General features: G+C 74.0%; 14 protein-coding genes. 11 read left to right on the forward strand and 3 right to left on the reverse strand.

Going from position 1 to position 21,374, the window contains the following annotated elements:
* Window positions 1-3 precede the first annotated feature (3 nt).
* Both malQ and ACWV17_RS14735 read right to left on the reverse strand, forming a co-directional pair.
* Window positions 4-2,115, reverse strand: a complete 2,112-nt coding sequence (gene malQ, locus ACWV17_RS14730) for a 4-alpha-glucanotransferase (RefSeq protein ID WP_455360050.1) — start codon at window positions 2,113-2,115, stop codon at window positions 4-6.
* Window positions 2,116-2,170: 55 nt separating this feature from the next.
* Window positions 2,171-2,386: a hypothetical protein gene (locus tag ACWV17_RS14735; protein WP_455356574.1), complete on the reverse strand. Its 216-nt coding sequence runs from the start codon at window positions 2,384-2,386 to the stop codon at window positions 2,171-2,173.
* A gap of 269 nt (window positions 2,387-2,655) precedes the next feature.
* On the opposite strand from ACWV17_RS14735, the gene ACWV17_RS14740 reads away from it, so the two are divergent.
* Complete coding sequence (locus ACWV17_RS14740) at window positions 2,656-5,649, forward strand: beta-N-acetylglucosaminidase domain-containing protein (protein WP_455360051.1); 2,994 nt, start codon at window positions 2,656-2,658, stop codon at window positions 5,647-5,649.
* A gap of 138 nt (window positions 5,650-5,787) precedes the next feature.
* Here the strand turns inward: ACWV17_RS14740 and ACWV17_RS14745 are convergent, their stop codons facing one another.
* Window positions 5,788-6,324 carry an HNH endonuclease gene (locus tag ACWV17_RS14745; RefSeq protein WP_455356576.1) on the reverse strand — a complete coding sequence of 179 codons (537 nt, stop codon included), beginning with the start codon at window positions 6,322-6,324 and terminating at the stop codon, window positions 5,788-5,790.
* Window positions 6,325-6,583: 259 nt separating this feature from the next.
* Between ACWV17_RS14745 and ACWV17_RS14750 the strand changes: the two genes are divergently transcribed.
* The 10 genes from ACWV17_RS14750 (at window position 6,584) to ACWV17_RS14795 (ending at window position 21,345) form a co-directional block, all read left to right on the forward strand.
* On the forward strand, window positions 6,584-7,642 hold the full coding sequence (locus tag ACWV17_RS14750; protein WP_455360052.1) for a mechanosensitive ion channel family protein: 1,059 nt from the start codon (window positions 6,584-6,586) through the stop codon (window positions 7,640-7,642).
* 89 nt (window positions 7,643-7,731) lie between these two features.
* Window positions 7,732-8,952 (forward strand): ROK family transcriptional regulator, encoded by a 1,221-nt coding sequence (locus tag ACWV17_RS14755; RefSeq protein ID WP_455360053.1) that lies wholly within the window; start codon window positions 7,732-7,734, stop codon window positions 8,950-8,952.
* Window positions 8,953-8,958: 6 nt separating this feature from the next.
* Window positions 8,959-10,224, forward strand: coding sequence for a 6-phospho-beta-glucosidase (locus tag ACWV17_RS14760; RefSeq protein ID WP_455360054.1), 1,266 nt, complete (start codon window positions 8,959-8,961; stop codon window positions 10,222-10,224).
* A complete protein-coding gene (locus tag ACWV17_RS14765; protein WP_455360055.1) occupies window positions 10,215-11,249 on the forward strand; it encodes an N-acetylglucosamine kinase in 1,035 nt (344 codons plus the stop codon). The genes ACWV17_RS14760 and ACWV17_RS14765 overlap by 10 nt, the downstream gene beginning before the upstream one ends.
* 192 nt (window positions 11,250-11,441) lie before the next feature.
* On the forward strand, window positions 11,442-12,833 hold the full coding sequence (locus ACWV17_RS14770) for a hypothetical protein (RefSeq protein ID WP_455360056.1): 1,392 nt from the start codon (window positions 11,442-11,444) through the stop codon (window positions 12,831-12,833).
* 56 nt (window positions 12,834-12,889) lie between these two features.
* Window positions 12,890-13,825: a glutamate ABC transporter substrate-binding protein gene (locus ACWV17_RS14775; protein ID WP_455356586.1), complete on the forward strand. Its 936-nt coding sequence runs from the start codon at window positions 12,890-12,892 to the stop codon at window positions 13,823-13,825.
* A 131-nt stretch (window positions 13,826-13,956) separates the two neighbouring features.
* A complete protein-coding gene (locus tag ACWV17_RS14780; protein ID WP_455360149.1) occupies window positions 13,957-15,282 on the forward strand; it encodes a hypothetical protein in 1,326 nt (441 codons plus the stop codon).
* Entirely contained in the window at window positions 15,275-18,469 is a 3,195-nt protein-coding gene (locus ACWV17_RS14785; protein ID WP_455360057.1) for a tetratricopeptide repeat protein, read from the forward strand. The genes ACWV17_RS14780 and ACWV17_RS14785 overlap by 8 nt, the downstream gene beginning before the upstream one ends.
* Before the next feature lie 3 nt (window positions 18,470-18,472).
* Window positions 18,473-19,879 carry a PP2C family protein-serine/threonine phosphatase gene (locus ACWV17_RS14790; protein ID WP_455360058.1) on the forward strand — a complete coding sequence of 469 codons (1,407 nt, stop codon included), beginning with the start codon at window positions 18,473-18,475 and terminating at the stop codon, window positions 19,877-19,879.
* A gap of 59 nt (window positions 19,880-19,938) precedes the next feature.
* Complete coding sequence (locus ACWV17_RS14795; protein WP_455360059.1) at window positions 19,939-21,345, forward strand: vWA domain-containing protein; 1,407 nt, start codon at window positions 19,939-19,941, stop codon at window positions 21,343-21,345.
* Window positions 21,346-21,374 lie beyond the last annotated feature (29 nt).

A 21,374-nucleotide genomic window follows, 5' to 3' on the forward strand; every position in this document is an offset into this window, starting at 1 on the left:
CGCCTAAGTGCGCCGCGCGCCCGGGGGTGCCGTACGGGATCCGGGCCCGGTCCTCAGGGCGTCCATCAGCACATGCAGCCGGGGCGACGCGGCCAGGTCCTCCAGGGTGACCGGCCGGCCCTCGGCGTCGGCGACGGGCAGCCGCCAGTTCGGGTACTGGTCCCAGGTACCGGGCAGGTTCTGCGGGCGGCGGTCGCCCACCGCGTCCGGCAGCCAGACGCCGACCATCCGGGCCGGCGTGGCGAGCAGGAAGCGGTAGACCGCGAGGACCGCGGCCTCCTCGTCGTAGCCGCCGTCGGGCAGCATCCCGAGCCCGGTCAGCAGCGCCAGCCACTCGCTGACGTCGACCGCGTCCGCCGCGCGTTCCTCCGCCAGCGGCCGGGTGAGCAGGCCGAGCCGGTGGCGCAGCTCGACGTGCTCGCCGCTGAGCCGGGCGGCGGTGGACGGCAGGTCGTGCGTGGTGGCCGTGGCCAGGCAGCCCTCCCGCCAGTCCGCCGCGGGCAGCGGCCGGCGGGTGCCGTCCCAGTCCCGCTCGAACCACAGCACGGAGGTGCCGAGCACGCCCCGGGCGGTCAGCGCCTCGCGCACGCCCGGTTCGACCGTGCCCAGGTCCTCGCCCACCACGACGGCGCCGGCCCGGTGCGCTTCGAGGGCGAGCACGGCGACCATCGCCTCCGCGTCGTAGCCGACGTACGTGCCCTCGGTCGGCTCGCAGCCCTGCGGGATCCACCAGAGCCGGAACAGCCCCATCACATGGTCGATACGCAGCGCGCCCGCGTGCCGCAGCAGCCCGCGCAGCAGGTCCCGGTACGGGGCGTAGCCGGCCGCGGCGAGCGCGTCCGGGCGCCACGGGGGCAGCCCCCAGTCCTGGCCGCGCGAGTTGAACGCGTCCGGCGGGGCGCCGACCGACATCCCGGCGGCGAACGCGTCCTGCTGCGCCCAGGCGTCGGCGCCGTCCGGGTGCACACCCACGGCCAGGTCGTGCACGAGCCCGATCCCCATGCCCGCGTCACGCGCGGCGCGGTGCGCGGTGGCGAGCTGCGCGTCCGTCAGCCAGGCCAGCCAGCAGTGGTGGTCGACGCGGTGGAGCAGTTCGCGGCGGGCGCGGTCCGTCTCGGGCGAGCGCGGGTCGGCCAGCCCGGCCGGCCAGGCCCGCCGGTCCGGGCCGTAGGTCTCGGCGAAGGCGCACCAGGTGGCGTGGTCCTCCAGGGCCTGCCCCTGCTCGGCGAGGAAGTCGCAGTACGCGGCCCGCCGTCCGGGGCCGAGCGGGACCTTCCGTACGAGGTCCAGCGCCGCCCGCTTGAGCGACCACACCGCGTCCCGGTCGATCAGCGCGCCCTTGCTCAGGACGGACTCGCGCTGCAGGGCGGCCTGTTCGGTCAGCCGCTCCAGCTCGGCCCGGTCGGCGCCCGCCACATGGGCGTACTCCGGGATGTCCTCGATCCGCAGGTGTACGGGATCGGGGAAGCGGCGGGAGGACGGCCGGTACGGGGACGGGTCGGTGGGCGTCCCGGGTACCGCCGCGTGCAGCGGATTGACCTGGACGAACCCGGTCCCCAGGGCCCGCCCCGACCAGGCGGCGAGTTCGGCGAGGTCGCCGAGGTCGCCCATGCCCCAGGAGCGCTGCGAGAGCAGCGAGTAGAGCTGGACGAGGAAGCCGTGGCTGCGGGCGGGGGGCTGCGGCAGCCGCGCGGGCGCCACGACGAGCACGGCCTGCCCGGTCCGCCCGTCCGGGGCACGGGCGTGCAACCGGTGGATCCCGAGGGGCAGTTGCCCGGGCTCCGCGCCGTACGCCTCCGCGGGCACCGCCCAGTCGACCGTCTCGCCCTGCTCCGTCTCGACCCGCAGGACCGTGTCAGGCGGGAGGGCCGGCAGCGCGGCCGGGAGCGGCGAGGGCGGCGGCCACAGCACGACGGTCGGCGGCAGCAGGCGCTGCGCCGCCGCGGACTCCGCGGCCGCCAGTGCCGTACGGACGGCCGCGGGGGTCGACGCGTCGACCCCCAGCGCGGCGAGCACCGCGGCGACCGTGCCGTCGGGCACCTGCACCGTGACGTCCGGGGACGGCGCGTAGGAGGTGGCGACACCGTGCAGTGCGGCGAGCCGGTCAAGGGCCATGGCGGAGTCCCCCGAAGAGGTGGGCCGGATGAGTACCGGACGAGTGAGTGGTCCTCTACACGCCCATGTCCGAGGCGGTGCCCATGGCGGTCGGCTCGCTCGTCAGAGGTGCGGCGTCCGCGAGCGGCGGCTCGCTGGTCAGAGGTGCGGCGTTGGCGAGCGGCGGCTCGCTGGTCAGCGGCGGCTCGGCGCAGCCGCAGGCGCAGGTCCCCTCGGGACCGGTGACCTGTTTGGAGAGGGCGGAGAGGAGCAGATCGGCCGACGTGGCCATGGAGACCTCCATGGGTGGGGAGCGTGGACACCGCAGGCCTACCCAGCGGGAGCGGCCACAGACGTATACAACGCCAGAACGTGTCCTGAGTCACAGTCAGTTCACCGCAGGGGTGGATATCCACCCGCAACACCCCGGGCAAACCAGGCACAACGGCCACACACATTGACACCTCATCGCGCGGGTGGTGGGCTCGGGCGCGTGCGTACCGGTTGTGTGTTCGTACGGACGGACACACGACCCCAGACGAGCGATGACGAGGAGACGCCGTGCAGCTCCGGCGCAGCAAGCGCGCGACAGCCGTCGCGGTGGCCGTCATCGGAGGACTCCTCGGGGGCGCGCCCGGCGCACTCGCGGCACCCTCAGCGCCCGGTACACCTGCCCCCGGCGCACCGGCCCTGACGGTGCCCGACCAGGACGGCGGCGCACTGCCCGCCGTCTGGCCCCGGCCGCAGTCGGTGCGCGCCGCCGGCCCGGCGGTGCCCCTCGGCGACGAGGTCTCGCTCGTCACCGCGCCCGGCACCGATCCGTACGCCGTGACCGCGCTGCGGACCGTGCTGGGCGAGGCCGGCGTGCGTACCGTGCACACCCTCTCCGCCCACCAGCCGCTGCCCGCGCGCGGCCCGGTGGTGCGCGTGGGGGGCGCCGGCGCGGAGGAGGCGCTGCGCGCCCTGGGGGCGCCCGCACGCGCCGACCTGCCGTCGGGCGGCTACCGGATCGCGGTCGGCCGGGCCGCCGGCCGGGACACGGTCGCGCTGGCCGGGGAGGGCGCGGACGGGCTCTTCCACGCCGTACAGACGCTGCGCCAGCTGGTGCGGGAGCGGGCCGTCGCCGGTGTCGTCGTGCGGGACTGGCCGGGCACGGCCGTACGCGGCATGACCGAAGGGTTTTACGGCCGGCCGTGGACCCTGGAGCAGCGGCTCGCGCAGCTGGACTTCATGGGCCGTACGAAGCAGAACCGCTACCTCTACGCGCCCGGCGACGACCCGTACCGCCAGGCCCGCTGGCGCGATCCGTACCCGGCCGGGCAGCGGGCGGAGTTCCGGGCGATGGCCGAGCGTGCCGGCGCCAACCATGTGACGCTCGCCTGGGCCGTGGCACCCGCGCAGGCGATGTGCCTGGCGTCGGACGGCGACGTCAAGGCGCTGACGCGCAAGATCGACGCGATGTGGGCGCTGGGTGTGCGGGCGTTCCAGCTGCAGTTCCAGGACGTCAGCTACAGCGAGTGGCACTGCGGCGCCGACCGGAAACGTTTCGGTTCCGGCCCGGAGGCGGCCGCGAAGGCGCAGTCCCGGGTCGCGGGCGCGGTCGCGGACCATCTGGCCGCCCGATACCCGGACGCCGGGCCGCTGTCGCTGATGCCGACCGAGTACTACCAGGACGGCAGTACGGAGTACCGGCAGGCGCTCGCCCGGGAGCTGGACGCCCGGGTCGAGGTGGCGTGGACGGGCGTCGGGGTCGTACCGAAGACGATCACGGGACGGGAACTGGTGGGCGCGCGGGAGGTGTTCCGCCATCCGCTGGTCACGATGGACAACTACCCCGTCAACGACTACGCGCAGGACCGTATCTTCCTCGGCCCCTACATGGGCCGCGAGCCGGCCGTCGCGGGTGGCTCGGCCGCCCTGCTGGCCAACGCGATGGAACAGGCGTCCGCCTCCCGTATCCCGCTCTTCACCGCCGCCGACTTCGCGTGGAACCCGAAGGGCTACCGGCCCCAGGAGTCCTGGCGGGCAGCCATCGACGACCTGGCGGGAGGCGACCCGAAGGCACGGGAGGCGCTCGGCGCGCTGGCCGGGAACGACGCCTCGTCCGTGCTGGGCGGCGACGAGTCCGCCTATCTGCGCCCGCTGATCGACGCCTTCTGGCAGGCCAGGGGCGGTACGGACCGCGCGGCGCTGGACGCGGCCGCGGACCGGCTGCGCGCCGCGTTCACCGTGATGCGGGAGGCCCCGCAGCGGCTGTCCGGCCCGGCGGACGGCGCGCTGGACGACGAGGTGAAGCCCTGGATCGACCAGCTGGCCCGCTACGGCCGGGCCGGTGAGCTGGCGGTCGACACCCTGCGCGCCCAGTCGCGCGGGGACGGCGCGGCGGCGTGGCGGACCTCGCTGGACCTGGCGGAGGCACGCCGGACGGCGGCGGCGAGCCGGGTCACGGTGGGCAAGGGCGTGCTCGGCCCGTTCCTGGCGAAGGCGGCCAAGGAATCGGACGCCTGGACGGGTGCGGACCGCACCGCGGGCACGGTCACGGAGGCCCCCGGCGCGTACACCGTACGGCTGAAGCGGCCGCGGCCCGTCGAGACGGTCACCGCCATGACGGCCCCCGGCCAGGGATCGGGCGCGACCGTCGAGGCGCATGTACCCGGCGAGGGCTGGCGGAAGGTCGGCGACGTGTCGGCGGACGGCTGGACGCAGACGGACGCCAAGGGCGTCCGTGCCGACGCGATCCGGCTGGCCTGGCGCGGGGACGCGCCCGCGGTCCACCGGGTCGTGCCGTGGTTCGCGGACGAGCCGGATGCCCGTTTCGAGCTGGCCCGCGGCGAGACGTACGCCGAGATCGGCGGCCGCCCGCAGCGGGTGGCGGCCGAGCTGGCGGCCCTGCGCGCGGGCGAGGTGCGCGGCACGATGGCCGCCAGGGCGCCCAAGGGCATCGAGGTGAAGGTGCCCGCGCAGACGACGGTGCCGCGCGGCGCGCGGGTGGCGGTGCCGGTCGAGGTCACCGTCCCGGCGGGAACCCCGGCGGGCAGCTACGAGGTACCGGTCTCCTTCGCGGGCGAGGAGCGCACCCTGACGGTGCGGGCCTACCCGCGCACCGGCGGCCCCGACCTGGTCCGGGGCGCGCGGGCGACCTCGTCCGGCGACGAGACCCCCGACTTCCCGGCCTCGGCGGCGGCCGACGGCGACCCGCGTACCCGCTGGTCCTCGCCGGCCGAGGACGGCGCGTGGTGGCAGGCGGAGCTCACCGCTCCGGTGCGGCTGGGGCAGGTCGTCCCGCACTGGCAGGACGCGTACGCGGCGGGCTACCGCGTCCAGGTCTCGTCGGACGGCCGCGTCTGGCGCACCGCGGCCACGGTCGCGGACGGCAGGGGCGGCCGTGAGCCGGTCCGGATGGACGCGAAGGACACCCGCTTCATCCGCATCCAGGGCGACCGGCGGGCGACCCGCTTCGGCTACTCACTGTGGTCGGTCGAGGCGTACGCGGTGGAGGAGACCGGGCCGGAGAAGGGCAGCGCCCCGCCGAAGACGGACACCCCGGCGCCGTAACAGCCGGCCGGGCCGAAAGACCCCCACCGGTCCCCGGTGGCCCAGGCCGCTGCGCCGCCGGCGGGGCCTGCGGTGCGCAGCCCGGCCCGAGGTCTCCGGCGCCCGTGGGCGCCCCCGCACGACAAAGGCCCGGATCCGTCAGGCAGAGATGCCGTCGATCCGGGCCATCGCGGCCTCCGCGCCGTACGGCTGCAGGTAGGGCAGCCAGCGCGGATCCCTATGCCCGGTGCCGATGATCCGCCAGGCCAGGCCGGACGGCGGAGCGGGCTGGTGGCGCAGTCGCCAGCCCAGTTCGAGCAGGTGGCGGTCGGCCTTGACGTGGTTGCAGCGGCGGCAGGCCGCCACGACGTTCTCCCAGGCGTGCTGCCCCCCACGGCTGCGCGGGACGACGTGGTCGACGCTGGTGGCGACGCCACCGCAGTACATACAACGGCCGCCGTCCCTCGCGAAGAGTGCCCGGCGGGTGAGTGGAACGGGCCCCCGGTAGGGGACCCGCACGAATCGTTTGAGCCGTACCACGCTGGGAGCGGGGACGACCCGGGTCGCGCTGTGCATGAAGGCGCCGGACTCCTCGAGGCATATGGCCTTGTTCTCGAGGACGAGGACGAGCGCGCGGCGGAGCGGTACGACGCCGAGCGGCTCGTACGACGCGTTGAGGACCAGGACATGCGGCACGGATGCCTCCTTGTACGCCGGCGGCGCGTGGCTCGCGCCGGGACGATCTGCTCTCAGTCTCTCCTCATGGCTGGTCGAAGCGCCACCACGTCCGGGTAACGGGCCCGAAGTGTTTTGCAGCACACTCCGTACATCCCCAGGTGAGGCTCGTCTCTCCCTCGAACATTGCAACGAGGCACGGCGAATGCCCCGTTAGTGTGGTTGGTCTGCCCGCACACCCCTTCCGCCGGGCAGACCACCACTCCCGGAGGTTCCTGCCGTGTCGTTGTCCGTCCTGTGGGCCGGCCCCGTACCAGAAGCGCCCGCCACGCTCGGCGAAGCGCAGGAGACGGCCACCAACGCCGCGGGCTGGGTGGAGGAGAACTGGTCGGTCTGGCTGAGCATCGGCCTGCGCATCCTGCTGATCGTCGTCATCGCCGCGGTCCTGCGGAGCGTGATCCGCCGGGCCATCACCAAGCTGATCACCCGGATGAACCGCAGCGCCCAGGCGGTCGAGGGCACCGCGCTCGGCGGGCTGCTGGTCAACGCCGAGCGCCGCCGGCAGCGGTCCGAGGCGATCGGATCGGTACTCCGCTCGGTCGCGTCCTTTGTGATCGTCGGCACAGCCGCCCTGATGGTGCTGGGCACGCTGGACATCAACCTGGGGCCGCTGCTCGCGAGCGCAGGTGTCGCGGGTGTGGCGATCGGCTTCGGCGCCCGGAACCTCGTCACCGACTTCCTCTCCGGCGTGTTCATGATCCTTGAGGACCAGTACGGCGTGGGGGACACCGTCGACGCGGGCGTCGCCTCCGGCGAGGTGATCGAGGTGGGGCTGCGCGTCACCAAGCTCCGCGGCGACAACGGCGAGATCTGGTACGTACGCAACGGCGAGGTGAAGCGGATCGGCAACCTCAGCCAGGGCTGGGCCACCGCCGGCGTGGACGTCCAGGTCCGCCCGAACGAGGACCTGGAGCACGTCCGGACGGTGATCAACGAGGTCGCGGAGGACATGGCGAAGGCCGAGCCGTGGAACGAGCGGCTCTGGGGCCCGATCGAGATCCTGGGCCTGGACGCGGTGCTGCTGGACTCGGTGACGATCCGGGTCGCGGCGAAGACCATGCCGGGCAAGGCGCTGGGCGTGGAGCGGGAGCTGCGCTGGCGCATCAAGCTGGCGTTCGACGCCGCCGGCATCCGGATCGTCGGCGGCCTGCCGGCGGCCACCGAGACCACGGCGGCGGACCCTGCGGCCGCGGTGGCGGCCCCGTCGGCGCTCGCCAGCCCGACCTCCCCCCAGTCGCTGGCGGCGTCCCCGATACCGCCGGCCAATCTGGCGAAGTAACGAAGAACGCTCGTCAACCATTGACCGGGCCTCGACGCGCGCTCTACCTTCCCAGTGGATAGGAAACCTTCCTAACAGTGGAGGCGGTCATGGCCGGCACCCCCGGGACCCCTCGCGTCCTGCGGGCCATGAACGACCGGGCCGCGCTGGATCTGCTGCTGGAGCACGGACCGCTCTCCCGTACGAAGATCGGCAAGCTCACCGGGCTGTCCAAGCCCACCGCCTCCCAGCTGCTGGCCCGCCTCGAAGCGGCCGGGCTTGTCGTCGCCACCGGCACCAGCGAGGGGCGTCCGGGACCCAGCGCCCAGCTGTACGCGGTGCACGCGCGGGCGGCCCATGTCGGCGCGCTCGATGTGACACCCGGGCGGATCCTCGCCGCCGTCGCGGACATCACGGGTCAGACCGTCGGCGCGTTCGACCTGCCCACGCCCGGCCGCCGCGCGGACAGTGCCGTACAGGCGGACAGTGCCGTACGGCAGGTCTGCGAGGCCCTGGACGGCGCCGCGAAGGCCGCCGGCCTGACCCGCTCCGAGGTGCACCGGGTGGTCATCGGCACCCCGGGCGCCTTCGATCCGGGCACCGGGCGGCTGCGGTACGCCGGCCATCTGCCGGGCTGGCACTCCCCCACCCTGCTCGACGACCTCGCGGCCGTCCTGCCGATGCCCGTCGCGTACGAGAACGACGTCAACCTCGCGGCGATCGCCGAGCAGCGCCTGGGCGCCGCCCGGGGCCACGAGGACTTCGTCCTCCTCTGGAACGAGGAGGGCATCGGCGCGGCCCTGGTCCTCGGCGGGCGGCTGCATCGCGGCTGGACGGGCGGCGCGGGCGAGGTCGGGTTCATGCCCGTCCCGGGCACGCCGCTCGTGCGGCAGGTCACCAAGGCCAACAGCGGCGGCTACCAGGAGCTGGCCGGCGCGCAGGCGCTGCCCCGGCTGGCCCGCGAACTCGGCATCGAGGGCGTCGGCCACGGCCCGCACACCGTGGTGGCGCTGGTGAGCCGGGCGGCGGCCGCGGCCGAAGGCCCGTACCGCCGGCTGCTCGAAACGTACGCCACCGGCCTGGCCACCGGTCTCGCCTCGATGGTGGCCGTCCTCGATCCCGAAGTCGTCGTGCTCTGCGGCGCGATCATCGCCGCCGGCGGGGAGCCCCTGCGCGAGCTGGTGCAGTCCGAACTGGCCGAACTGGCCGCCTCCCGGCCCCGGCTCGTCATCGGCGAAGTACGGGAACACCCCGTGCTGCGCGGGGCGCTGGAGAGCGCGCTGGCCGCCACCCGCGACGAGGTCTTCGACACCTCCCGAGTGAAGGGTTGACCGTCCATGAGGCTCGCAGTAGTGGGTGGCGGATCCACCTACACCCCTGAACTGATCGACGGCTTCGCGCGGCTGCGGGACACCCTCCCGGTCACCGAGCTGGTCCTCGTCGACCCCGCCGCCGACCGGCTGGCGCTGGTGGGCGGGCTGGCCCGCCGTATCTTCGCCAGGCAGGACCACCCGGGGCGCATCACCACGACGTCCGATCTCGACGCGGGGGTGGCCGGCGCCGACGCCGTACTGCTGCAACTGCGCGTGGGCGGGCAGGCCGCCCGCGAGCACGACGAGACCTGGCCGCTGGAGTGCGGCTGCGTCGGCCAGGAGACGACGGGCGCGGGCGGTCTCGCCAAAGCGCTGCGGACGGTCCCGGTGGTCCTCGACATCGCCGAGCGGGTCCGGCGGGTCAGTCCCGACGCCTGGATCATCGACTTCACCAACCCGGTCGGCATCGTGACCCGGGCCCTGCTCCGGGCCGGCCACAAGGCCGTCGGCCTGTGCAATGTGGCCATCGGCCTCCAGCGGAAGTTCGCGAAGCTGCTGAACGTGGCGCCGGCCCAGCTGCATCTGGACCATGTGGGCCTCAACCACCTCACCTGGGAACTGGGTGTGCGTCTGGGCGGCCCGGACGGCGAGGACCTGCTGCCGAGGCTGCTCGCGGAGTACGGCGACGCCGTCGCCGACGACCTGCGGCTGCCGCGCAGCGTGCTGGACCGGCTCGGCGTGGTGCCGTCGTACTACCTGCGGTACTTCTACGGGCACGACGAGGTCGTGCGCGAGCTGAGGAGCAAGCCGTCGCGGGCGGCCGAGGTCGCGGCCATGGAGAAGGAACTCCTCGCCATGTACGGCGATCCGGCGCTGGACGAGAAGCCCGCCCTGCTGGGCAGGCGCGGCGGCGCCTTCTACTCGGAGGCGGCCGTGGATCTGGCGGCCTCGCTGCTGGGCGACGGAGCCGGCGCCGTACAGGTGGTCAACACGTACAACAACGGGACCCTGCCCTTCCTCGCCGACGACGCGGTGATCGAGGTGCAGGCGCGGGTGGACCGAACCGGGGCCGTGCCGCTCGCCGTACCGGCACTCGACCCGCTGTACGCCGGGCTGATCGCGAACGTCACGGCGTACGAGGAGCTGGCGCTGGAGGCGGCCCTGCGCGGCGGCCGGGACCGGGTCTTCAAGGCGTTGCTCGCGCATCCGCTGGTCGGCCAGTACGCGTACGCGGAGGCGCTCACCGACCGTCTGATCGCACACAACCGGGAGCACCTCGCGTGGGCCTGACCGACAGCACGTCCCGCACGGTCCTCGCCGTCGACGCCGGCAACAGCAAGACGGACGTGGTGCTGGTCGCCGCGGACGGCAGTGTGCTGGGGAAGGCGCGCGGCGGTGGGTTCCAGCCACCGGCGGTAGGGGTCGGGGCGGCCGTCGACGCCCTCGCGGAGACCGTCGCGGCGGCGGTCGCGGCGGCGTTCGCGGCGGCCACGGCGGCCGGTGCCGTGCGGCGGTCCGGTCCGCGCGGCCCCTTCGTCACGCATGTCTCCGCCTGTCTCGCCAACGCCGATCTCCCGGTCGAGGAGCGCGCGTTGGCGGCGGAGGTGCAGGCACGCGGCTGGGGGCGCAGCACCGAGGTGCGCAACGACACCTTCGCGATCCTGCGCGCCGGACTCCCGGGGGACGCCGCGCCGCGTGGCGTGGCCGTCGTGTGCGGGGCCGGGATCAACTGCGTCGGGATGCTCCCCGACGGGCGGACCGCCCGGTTCCCGGCGATCGGCCGGATCTCGGGCGACTGGGGCGGCGGCGCGGGACTGGCCGAGGAGGCCCTGTGGTTCGCCGCCCGTGCGGAGGACGGGCGGGGCGAGACGACCGCGCTGATGCGTACGCTGCCGGCGCACTTCGGCCTCGACAGCATGTACGCGCTCATCGAGGCGTTGCATCTGGGCCGCATCCCGTATGCCCGCAGACACGAACTGACCCCGGTGCTCTTCGCCACGAGTGCGGCGGGCGATCCGGTCGCCCGCTCGGTGGTGCACCGGCTGGCGGAGGAGGTCGTCGCCCTGTCGACGGTCGCGCTGTCCCGGCTCGGACTGCTGGAGGAGGACGTGCCGGTGCTGCTGGGCGGCAGTGTGCTGGCGGCCCGGCATCCGGAACTCGACGAGCGGATCGTGCAACTCCTGGCGGCCCGCGCGCCGAGGGCGGTCGTCCGCGTGGTGACCGCCCCGCCGGTACTGGGCGCGGCCCTGCTGGGCCTGGACCGCACCGGGGCACCACCGGAGGCGATGGCCCGGCTGCGCGCGCAGTTGGGGTGACGCGCAGTTGGGGTGAATCGGGACCGAAAAGGGAACCGAAGGGATCTCTCCCGCGTATTCATGGTGGGGAGTTCGGCGCGGTTCGAATCGGTTCGATCAAGATCCAGGCCTCGGTGGTGTGGATGTCGGTCCCTCCCGCCATACTGCTGGCTTGGAGACGGGGCCACCGTCAAGTGACCAGGGGGAGGTCAAGTGACACACCCATCCAGCACGGGCACGGTGCCGCACCCGCCCGCGCCGGGGGCACCGCCGCCCCCGCAGGCCGCGCCGCCCGCCCGCCGCAGCGCCTGGGCCGAGGGCGTCGACCGGCTGCGTGCCGCGGCCACGACCGAGCCGGGCCGGCTGCGCATCATCGGCGCCGTGATCGCGGCGCTCGTCGTGGCGTTCGGTGCCACCACGGCCTGGCAGATCTCGGACCGCGCCGCCGCGGCCGACGACGTGGTGAACCGCAGCCAGCCGCTCAGCGCCGACGCCGCGAGCATCTACCGCTCTCTCGCCGACGCGGACACGGCGGCGGCGAGCGGTTTCCTGGCCGGCGGGCAGGAGCCGCGCGCGGTGCGCGAGCGCTACCGCAAGGACATCGCGAACGCCTCGCGGCTGCTGGTCAAGGCCGCGGCCAGCACCGACAGTTCGGGCGACTCGGGCAAGCAGATCGCCCAGCTCAACGAACAACTCCCGGCCTACACCAGCCTCATCGAGCAGGCCCGGGCGAACAACCGGCAGGGCTTCCCGGTGGGCGGCGCCTATCTGCGCCGGGCGAACGAGAAGATGAGCACGGAACTGCTGCCGGCCGCCGAGAGGCTGTACGAGGCGGAGACCAACCGGCTCTACGAGGACTACGACGACGCGAACTCCTGGCCGTTCGTCGCGCTGGGCTTCGGTGTGCTGGCGCTCGGCGGCCTGGCCTGGGCGCAGCGCCGCAACTACCACCGTACGAACCGTGTGTTCAACCACGGGCTGGTGGCGGCGACCGCGGCCTCCACGGTGGTCCTGCTGTGGCTGGCGGTCGGGCACACGGTGGCGCGGTCGGGGCTGGGCGACTCCCGGGCGCAGGGGCAGGAGTCGCTGAAGGTCCTCAACGACGCGCGGATCAGCTCGCTGCAGGCCCGGGCCAACGAGAATCTCACCCTGGTCGCACGTGGAGCCGTGCTCACCGCGGACGGGAAGTCCGACAAGTACGAGGACGCCCACAACACGGCCATGAAGAGCCTCACCAGCGGTCTCGCCCGGGCAGAGCGCATCGCCGACGACAGCGAGGGACGCGAGCCGGTGGCGGGAGCCGTTGCGGGCATGACTGAATGGAAGAAGCGGCACACGGCCGCGCGGGACACCGACAACAAGGGCGACTACGACGGCGCCCTGACGCGGATCATCGGCGCGAAGAACAGCACCGGCGAGTGCTTCGACGTGGTGGACGCCTCGCTGGAGAAGGCACTCGCCCATGAGCAACGTGAGTTCGAGCAGGCGGCGGAGGACGGCCGGGGGGCGATGACCGGGCTGGCGCTGGGTGCGGCCGTACTGGCCGTACTGGGTGCGGTGGCCGCGGTCCTCGGCATCGGCCGCAGGCTTTCGGAGTACAGGTGAGAGGGGGCGCGGTGACCAGGACCAGCAGATTTCGCGGCTGGGGCGGCGTGACGGGCATGGCCGTCGCGTGTGGGCTGACGGCCGCCGCCGTACTCCTGCCGCTGACCCACGCCGGAAGTACCGACACGGGGGTCGCCTCGGCCGCGCACGGCTCAGCGGGTGCGCAGCCGGAGAAGGCCGACACCTGCGAGAACCCGGAGGCGAGCCTGACGCCGTCGGCGGCGGACGGCGCCACCATCGCCCGGATCAAGAAGGCGGGCCACCTCGTCGCCGGTGTGGACCAGAACAGTTTCCGCTGGGGGTACCGCAATCCGGCCACCGGACAGCTCGAAGGCTTCGACATCGATCTCGTCCGGGCCATCGCGCAGGACATCCTCGGCGACCCCGACGCGGTCATCTACCGTGCCGTGCCGACCAGTGAGCGCATACCCGCGCTGAAGGAGGGCCGGGTCGACATCGTGGTCAGGACGATGACGATCAACTGCAAGCGCCTGGAGGACGTGGCGTTCTCCACCGCGTACTTCGAGGCGGGCCAGCAGGTGCTCGCCCCGGCAGGGTCGTCGATCAAGGGGTACGACGCCACCCTCAAGGGCAAGAAGATCTGCTCCGCCAGCGGCTCGACGGCGGAGACGGCGCTCAAGGCCCAGTCGTTCGGTGCCGACATATCCGTCACCGTGCCCAATCAGCTCGACTGTCTGGTCCGGCTGCAGCTGGGCGAGGTCGACGGCGTGGTCACCGACAACGCCCTGGCGGCGGGACAGGCCGCGCAGGACCCGTCGGTGAAGCTGGTGGGCACCCCGTTCACCAAGGAGTTCTACGGCGTGGCGATGAACAAGAACGCCACCGACCTGGTACGCCGGGTGAACAAGGTGCTCGACGCCTACCGGCAGGGCGGCGTGAACAGCCCCTGGATGGAGGCCTACCGTAAGTGGCTTGCGGCCGACATGCCGGGCGTCACCGGACCGCCCGCCCCGAAGTACCGGACGGGCTGAGCGGATTGGGCGAGTCCGGCAGGACACGGCTCGACGGCTACGACAACGGCGACAACGACAACAGCGGCGGCGACAACAGCCACGGCAACTACGGCGGCGGCAACGTGGCCAGAAACTCGGAGGGGTGGTCGATGGGCGTCGCGGGATCCACCGGGCCGGTGATGGACCGGGACGAGGTGGACCGTGCGCTGGCGCGGCTCGGCGCGGAGCACGAGGCGATCGAGACCTCGCTCCTCGCCCTCCAGGACCACGCGGGCCGCCGTCTCCTGGAAGGCGCCGAGCTGACCGGCACCACCAAGGACCGCTGGGCCGGGACCGAGCAGGCCGTCTCGCTGCTCTGGTCCTACTTCGACGCGTACACCGCCGCTCTCACCGATGCCCGCGAGAAGCGCGCCAGGCGGCGCTGGCCGGCCCGTGAGGACCTGACGGAGCTGACCGAGCTGCTGCGCGGCCGGTCCGTCACCGTCGCGGGCGGCTCCTCGGCGCACACCGCGCCCTCGATCACCGGCCCCGCGAAGCTCACCGAGCAGTTCACGCTCGAGGAGCTGGTCGCCCGGATGAACGAGCTGTACGCGCGGTCGCTGGACATGGTGGTGACGGCGGACGCGGTGTGGTCGGCGCTGCCCGCCCGGATCGACCTGCTCTCGGCCGAGCTGCACCGCACGCGTTCGCTGGCGCACTCCGTCGGCGTACGGCCCGGCGAGCACCCGTCGGGCGACGACCTGGAGTCGATCACCGGGGAACTGACCGCGCTGCGCGCGCAGGTGGTGTCCGACCCGCTTGCGTTCTGGGTGCCGGCGCCCCGCAGCTCCGCGCCCGGCGGCGGACGTCCGGACACCGGGCGGTACGACCGGGCCGCCCGCGCCCTGGAGGACGTCCGGCGCGAGATCGAGGCGGTCCTCGACGTCCGCCAGGATGCCGAGCAGCGGCTGCTGAGCGTGCGCGACCTGCTCTCCCGTGCCGACCGCACGCTCGCCGAGGCGCGGGCCGCGCGCGGCGAGGTGCTGGCCAAGATCGCCGCCTCCGAGGTGCCCGCGGTCAGCGGCCCCCCGACCGCCCTCCAGGAGCAGCTGGCGGCGGCGTCGGAGTACCGCCGGCATGCGCAGTGGCACCGGCTCTCCCCGCTGCTGGAGTCCCTGGAGCACCGCGCGGAGGACGAACTGCTGCGCGCGCGGGAGTCGTTGACAGCGGTCACGGCGCCGCTCGCGGTGCGGGCGGAGCTGCGTGGCCGCCTCGACGCGTACAAGGCGAAGGTCGCGCGGCACGGCATGGCCGAGGACCCGCTGCTGATCGAGCGGTACGACGCGGCCCGCCGGATGCTGTGGAGCGCGCCGTGCGATCTGCGCGCCGCCGAGCAGGCGGTGCTGCGCTATCAGCAGGCCGCGGCAGAAGTCCTGGTCCCGCGACAGTCCGGGCCCACCGACCGCGGACCGACCGCAGGGGGGAATCATGAGTGAGGCGGCGAAGTGCCAGCGCCCCGGGTGCGAGGGCGCGTACGAGGACATGGGCGGCGGTGAGCTGTACTGCGGGACGTGCGGGCTGGCCCCCGTCGTAGCGCCGAACGGCGCGCTGTCCTCGCCCCCGACCGGCATCGCCGGCGGGCGTGGCGGGGGCAGCAACAGCAGTTCGGCGCGGAGCGGTTCGCAGGCCTCCGCCCGCTCGTCGCACTCGGCCCGCTCCTCCCGCTCCTCCACCTCGCGGCGTTCGGTGTCGGGGCGGCTGTCCCGTTCGCTCTCCGGTGCGGCCAGTGCCCGGTCCGTCTCGGTGCGCAGCTCCGGTTCCACCACCGCCTCGTCCGGCCGCAACCGGCTCGGGGCGGGGCTGGTCGCCGTACCGGAGGTGCCGCGTCCCGATCCGGCGGCGGCGGTGCTGGAGAACCCGGAGGTCCCGGAGCGGAAGCGGTTCTGCTCGCGTTCGGACTGCGGGGCGCCGGTGGGGCGTGCGCGGGGTGAACGGCCGGGCCGTACCGAGGGCTTCTGCACCAAGTGCGGGCACCCGTACTCCTTCGTGCCGAAGCTGCGCACCGGTGACATCGTGCACGGCCAGTACGAGGTGGCGGGCTGCCTGGCGCACGGCGGCCTGGGCTGGGTGTATCTCGCGTACGACCGGGCGGTCTCGGACCGCTGGGTAGTGCTGAAGGGTCTGCTCGACACGGGCGACCAGGACGCCATGGAGGCGGCGATCTCGGAGCGGCGCTTCCTCGCCGAGATCGAGCACTCGAACATCGTCCGCATCTACAACTTCGTCGAGCACCTGGACCAGCGGACCGGCTCCATGGACGGCTACATCGTCATGGAGTACGTCGGCGGCAAGTCGCTCAAGGAGATCGCCAACGACCGGCGCGGGCCGTCCGGCAAGCGCGATCCGCTGCCGGTCGAGCAGGCCTGCGCGTACGGAATCGAGGCGCTGGAGGCGCTCGGTCATCTGCACAGCCGCAACCTGCTGTACTGCGACTTCAAGGTCGACAACGCGATTCAGCAGCAGGACCAGCTCAAGCTCATCGACATGGGCGCGGTCCGCCGGATGGACGACGACGAGAGCGCCATCTACGGCACGGTGGGGTACCAGGCGCCGGAGGTGGCGGAGGTCGGCCCGTCCGTCGCCTCCGACCTGTACACGGTGGCGCGGACGCTGGCGGTGCTGACGTTCGACTTCCAGGGGTACACGAACGTCTTCGTGGACAGCCTGCCGGACCCCGACAGCATTGAGGTGTTCCAGCAGTACGAGTCCTTCTACCGGCTGCTGGTCCGGGCGACCGACCCGGATCCGGCGCGGCGGTTCGCCTCGGCGCAGGAGATGGCGGAGCAGTTGACCGGCGTGCTGCGGGAGGTGGTGGCGCTCCAGACGGGCCGGCCGAGGCCGCAGCTGTCGACGCTGTTCGGCCCGGAACTGCGGGTGACGGACACGGTGTTGTTCGCCGAACAGACGGAGGACGTCTCCCGCCTGGGTGCGCGCCGGGCCCCGGCGGGCCGCGGGTTCCTCGGCCGGCGGCCGGCGCCGGCCGCCGCCCTTCCCCCGGGCGCGATCCCGCCCCAGCCGAAGACGGGCGGCGCATCCGCCGGGACCCCGGCCGGGGGCGTTGGCGGCGTCCCGCACGGGGCGGGCGCGATCGGAGCAGCGGCAACGCACGCGGCAGGCCGGCCGGCCGGCCCCCTGGGCGCCGCGCCAGCCGGAGGCTCACCCTACGGCGGCACGGCCACAGGACCCGGCACGCCGGGTTACGGCGGCGTGGGCGCAGCGTACGGCCCCGCGGCGGGCGACAACCCCGAGGTATACGGGGCTCCGGGCGCAACGGGGGCGGGCCCAACCGGTGGCATCCCCGGCGCGCCGGGCTACGGCGGCGTGGTCGCCGGCGGCGAGGGCGGTAACGCCCCTTACGCCACCGCGGCCGGCGCCGGTGGTGCCTACGGCAGCCCGGGCGCGTCCGGCGGGAGCGTCACCGCGCTCGGCGGGGCGGGCGCCATGGGCGGCAACCCCGAGGTATACGGGGCTCCGGGCGCAACGGGGGCTGGCCCAGCCGGTGGCATCCCCGGCGCGCCGGGGTACGGCGGCGTGGTCGCCGGCGGCGAGAGCGGTAACGCCCCTTACGCCACCGCGGCCGGCGCCGGTGGTGCCTACGGCAGCCCGGGCGCGTCCGGCGGGAGCGGCACCGCGCTCGGCGGGGCGGGCGCCGCGCGCGGCACCCAGCACTTCATCGGCGCCCCTGGCGCCACCGCGTATCTCGCCGCGCTCGACTCGCGGGGGACGGCGCTTGCGCTGCCCGTGCCCCGGGTGGACCCGAACGATCCCAACGCCGGGTTCCTCGCCGGGCTCATGGCCTCCGCGCCCGCCGAGCTGATAGCCGCTCTGCAGGCCGCGCCCGCCGACTCCGTCGAGCGGCGGCTGCGCGAGCTGCGCGCCCGGCTGGAGATGGGCGAAGTCAGGGCGGCCGGCACGGCGCTGGAAGCCCTGGAGGCCGACCACCCGGACGACTGGCGCGTGGTCTGGTACCGGGGCGTCGCCTCGCTCGTGACGGGGGACAACGAGAGCGCGGCGCTGTCCTTCGACGCGATCTACGACGCGTTCCCGGGCGAGGCCGCGCCGAAGCTCGCGCTCGCCGTGTGCGCCGAGGTCCTCGGTCAGCTGGACAACGCCGCCGAGTACTACCGGCTCGTCTGGACGACCGACCCCGGTTACGTGAGCGCCGCGTTCGGGCTCGCACGGGTGCAGCTGGCCGCCGGGGACCGGACGAGCGCCGTGCGGACCCTGGAGTCCGTACCGGAGGCGTCCATCCACTACACGGCCGCGCGGGTCGCGGCCGTACGGGCCCGGCTGCGGCAGCGCGCCGCGCACGACCCGCTGATGGACGATCTGACCGCGGCCGCGGGCCAGGTCGAGGCCCTGCGGCAGTTCGGTCTGGACGCCGTGCGCCGCGAGCAGCTGTCGGCCGAGGTACTGGGGACCGCGCTCGACTGGGTACTCTCCGGTAGCCGGGGGGCGCGTCCCGTGCAGACGGCGCTGCTCGGCAGTCAACTGGACGAGCGGGGCCTGCGCTTCGGTCTGGAGCGCTCGTACCGCGTCCTCGCCCGGCTTGCACAGCGTGGCGAGGAAAGGATCGAACTGGTGGAGCGGGCCAACCGTTTCCGACCCCGGACGTGGGTGTGAGTGATGTCGCGGATGCACCAGCTGTCTGCCTGCCCCAGCTGCGAGGAACCGCTGGAGGAGGGTGACAGGTACTGCGGTGTCTGCGGGTACGACCTGTCGGCCGTCCCGCAGCCGCCCGGTGAACACCCCACCGCCGCCCTCAACGGGGCGGCCCCGCATGCCCCGGTGGAGTGGCCCGGCGCGCCGGAGGCGGACAGCTCCGACACGCCCGCGCCGGTGCACCGGCCGACCGACCTGCCCGGTACCGACTCGGGCGGCGGCGAACTTCCCTCGGCGGTACGGTTCGACGCGCCGTCGGGGGTACCCGCGCAGCCCGGCCGGCCGGCCCCGGACGAGTACCCGCTCGCCGCCCCCGGAGCGGCCGCCGCGCCCGAGCCGGCCCCGGTCCCGGGACAGGCCCCCGCCCCCACCGCGAACCACGCCCCCGCACCCGCACCCGCCGCGGACCCACGGACCGCCCCGCCCGGTCCGGCCGCGGGGCCGGTCTGTGTGGCCTGCCGGGCGGGCCGGGTCGACGACGACGGGTACTGCGAGAACTGCGGCCACGCCCAGCCGCGTGAGCGCGACCACATGGAGCAGGAGCTCGGTGCGGTCGCGGCGGTCAGCGACCGCGGGCTGCGCCACCACCGCAACGAGGACGCGTTCGCGGTGTCCGCCACCGCACTGCCGGACGGCTCCCCCGCCGTCGTGGCGATCGTCTGCGACGGCGTGTCGTCGGCGAGCCGTCCCGACGAGGCCTCGGCCGCCGCGGCGAGCGCGGCGAACGAGTTCCTGCTGGCCGCCCTGCCGCGCGGTACGCACCCGCAGCAGGCCATGCACGAGGCGATCGTGGCCGCCGCGGAATCGGTCAACTCCCTGGCCCAGGCGCACCCCGACGCGCACGCCCAGGCGCTGGAGCACGAGGCGCACCGCCACCAGAACGCCCCGGCCTGCACGCTCGTGGGCGCGATCGTGGCGGGCGGTCTGCTGATCGTCGGCTGGGTCGGCGACAGCCGCGTGTACTGGGTGCCCGTGGACCGGACGATCCCGCCGGCCCGGCTCACCGAGGACGACTCGTGGGCCGCGCAGATGGTCGCGGCGGGCCTGATGAACGAGGCCGAGGCGTACGCCGACGACCGCGCCCACGCCATCACCGGCTGGCTCGGCGCCGACGCGTACGAACTGGAGCCGCACACCGCGTCCTTCAAGCCGGACCGGCCGGGAGTGGTGGTGGTGTGCACGGACGGCCTGTGGAACTACGCGGAGGCGGCGGAGGACATGGCGCGCGTGCTGCCCGCCGATTCCCACCACAGGCCGCTGCAGAGCGCGCAGGTGCTGGTCGGGCACGCCCTGGACGGCGGGGGCCACGACAACGTAACAGTGGCCGTGCTGCCGTTCCCCGTACCGCCCCAAGGGGCAGGATCGGCCTGAGCGAACCGACCCCCGAATCACTGGCTGAACAGCATGCGGAGCCTCAAGGAGCCGATTCGATGGCCAACTTCTCCAAGTCGCACGTGCCGCAGTTCTCCGTCGAGGTGTACCAGAACGAATACCTCCCGGAGGGCGGCCGCGAGGTCAACGCGATCGTCACCGTCACGTCGACCGGTGGCGGGACCAGCGGCGGCGTGCCGCTGGGTGTGCCGCTGACGGGCGCGGGGGCCTCGCCGGCGTCCATACCCGGCCAGGCCGGAAGCCGGGGCCAGGCCCCGGGCGCGGCCGTGGTGATCATGGTCGACTGTTCCGGCTCGATGGACTACCCGCCGACGAAGATGCGCAACGCGCGCGACGCGACGGCCGCGGCGATCGACACCCTGCGCGACGGCGTCGCCTTCGCCGTCGTCGGCGGCACGCATGTGGCCAAGGAGGTCTACCCGGGCAACGGGCGGCTGGCCACGGCCGACGACCAGACCCGCACGCAGGCCAAGGAGGCCCTGCGCAGGCTCAGCGCGGGCGGCGGCACGGCCATCGGCACCTGGCTGCGGCTCGCCGACCGGCTGCTGGGCGCGGCCGCCGCGCAGGACGGCAGGGAGGTGATCCGGCACGGCATCCTGCTCACCGACGGCCGCAACGAGCACGAGTCCCCCGAGGACCTGCGGGCCGCCCTGGACGCCTGCGCGGGCCGCTTCACCTGCGACGCGCGCGGTGTCGGTACGGACTGGGAGGTCAAGGAGGTCACCGGCATCGCCTCGGCGCTGCTCGGCACCGCCGACATCGTCGCCGACCCGGCGGCCCTGGCCGCGGACTTCACGCTGATGATGGAGAACGCGATGGGCAAGGAGGTCGCCGACGTCGCCCTGCGCCTGTGGACCCCGGTGGACACGGAGATCAAGTTCGTCAAGCAGGTGGCGCCCACCGTCGAGGAGCTGACCGGCCGCCGCACCGAGACCGGCCCGCGCGCCGGGGACTACCCGACCGGTTCGTGGGGCGACGAGTCCCGCGACTACCACGTCTGCGTGCAGGTGCCCGAGGCCGGCATCGGGCGGGAGATGCTGGCCGCCCGCGTCTCCCTCGTGCTGCCCGACCCGTCCGGCGGCGCTCCGCAGACGCTGTCGCAGGGTCTCGTACGGGCCGTGTGGACCGACGACATGGCGGCGTCCACCTCCATCAACCCCCAGGTCGCCCACTACACGGGTCAGGCCGAACTGGCGCAGGTCATCCAACAGGGCCTGGACGCCCGCAAGTCGGGCGATTTCGACGGCGCGACCGCCAAACTCGGCCGGGCCGTGCAGCTCGCCAGCGCCTCCGGAAACCGGGACACTGCGAAGTTGCTGGCGAAGGTGGTGGATGTCGTCGACGCGGCGACCGGTACTGTGCGGCTGAAGGCGAAGGTCGCGGACGCGGACGAGATGACTCTCGAAACGCGCTCGACGAAGACGGTTCGCGTAAAGAAGTCCTGATTTACGGCCCCGGGGAGGGGCCGGACTCG

It is taken from the genome of Streptomyces mabaensis (assembly GCF_053763515.1).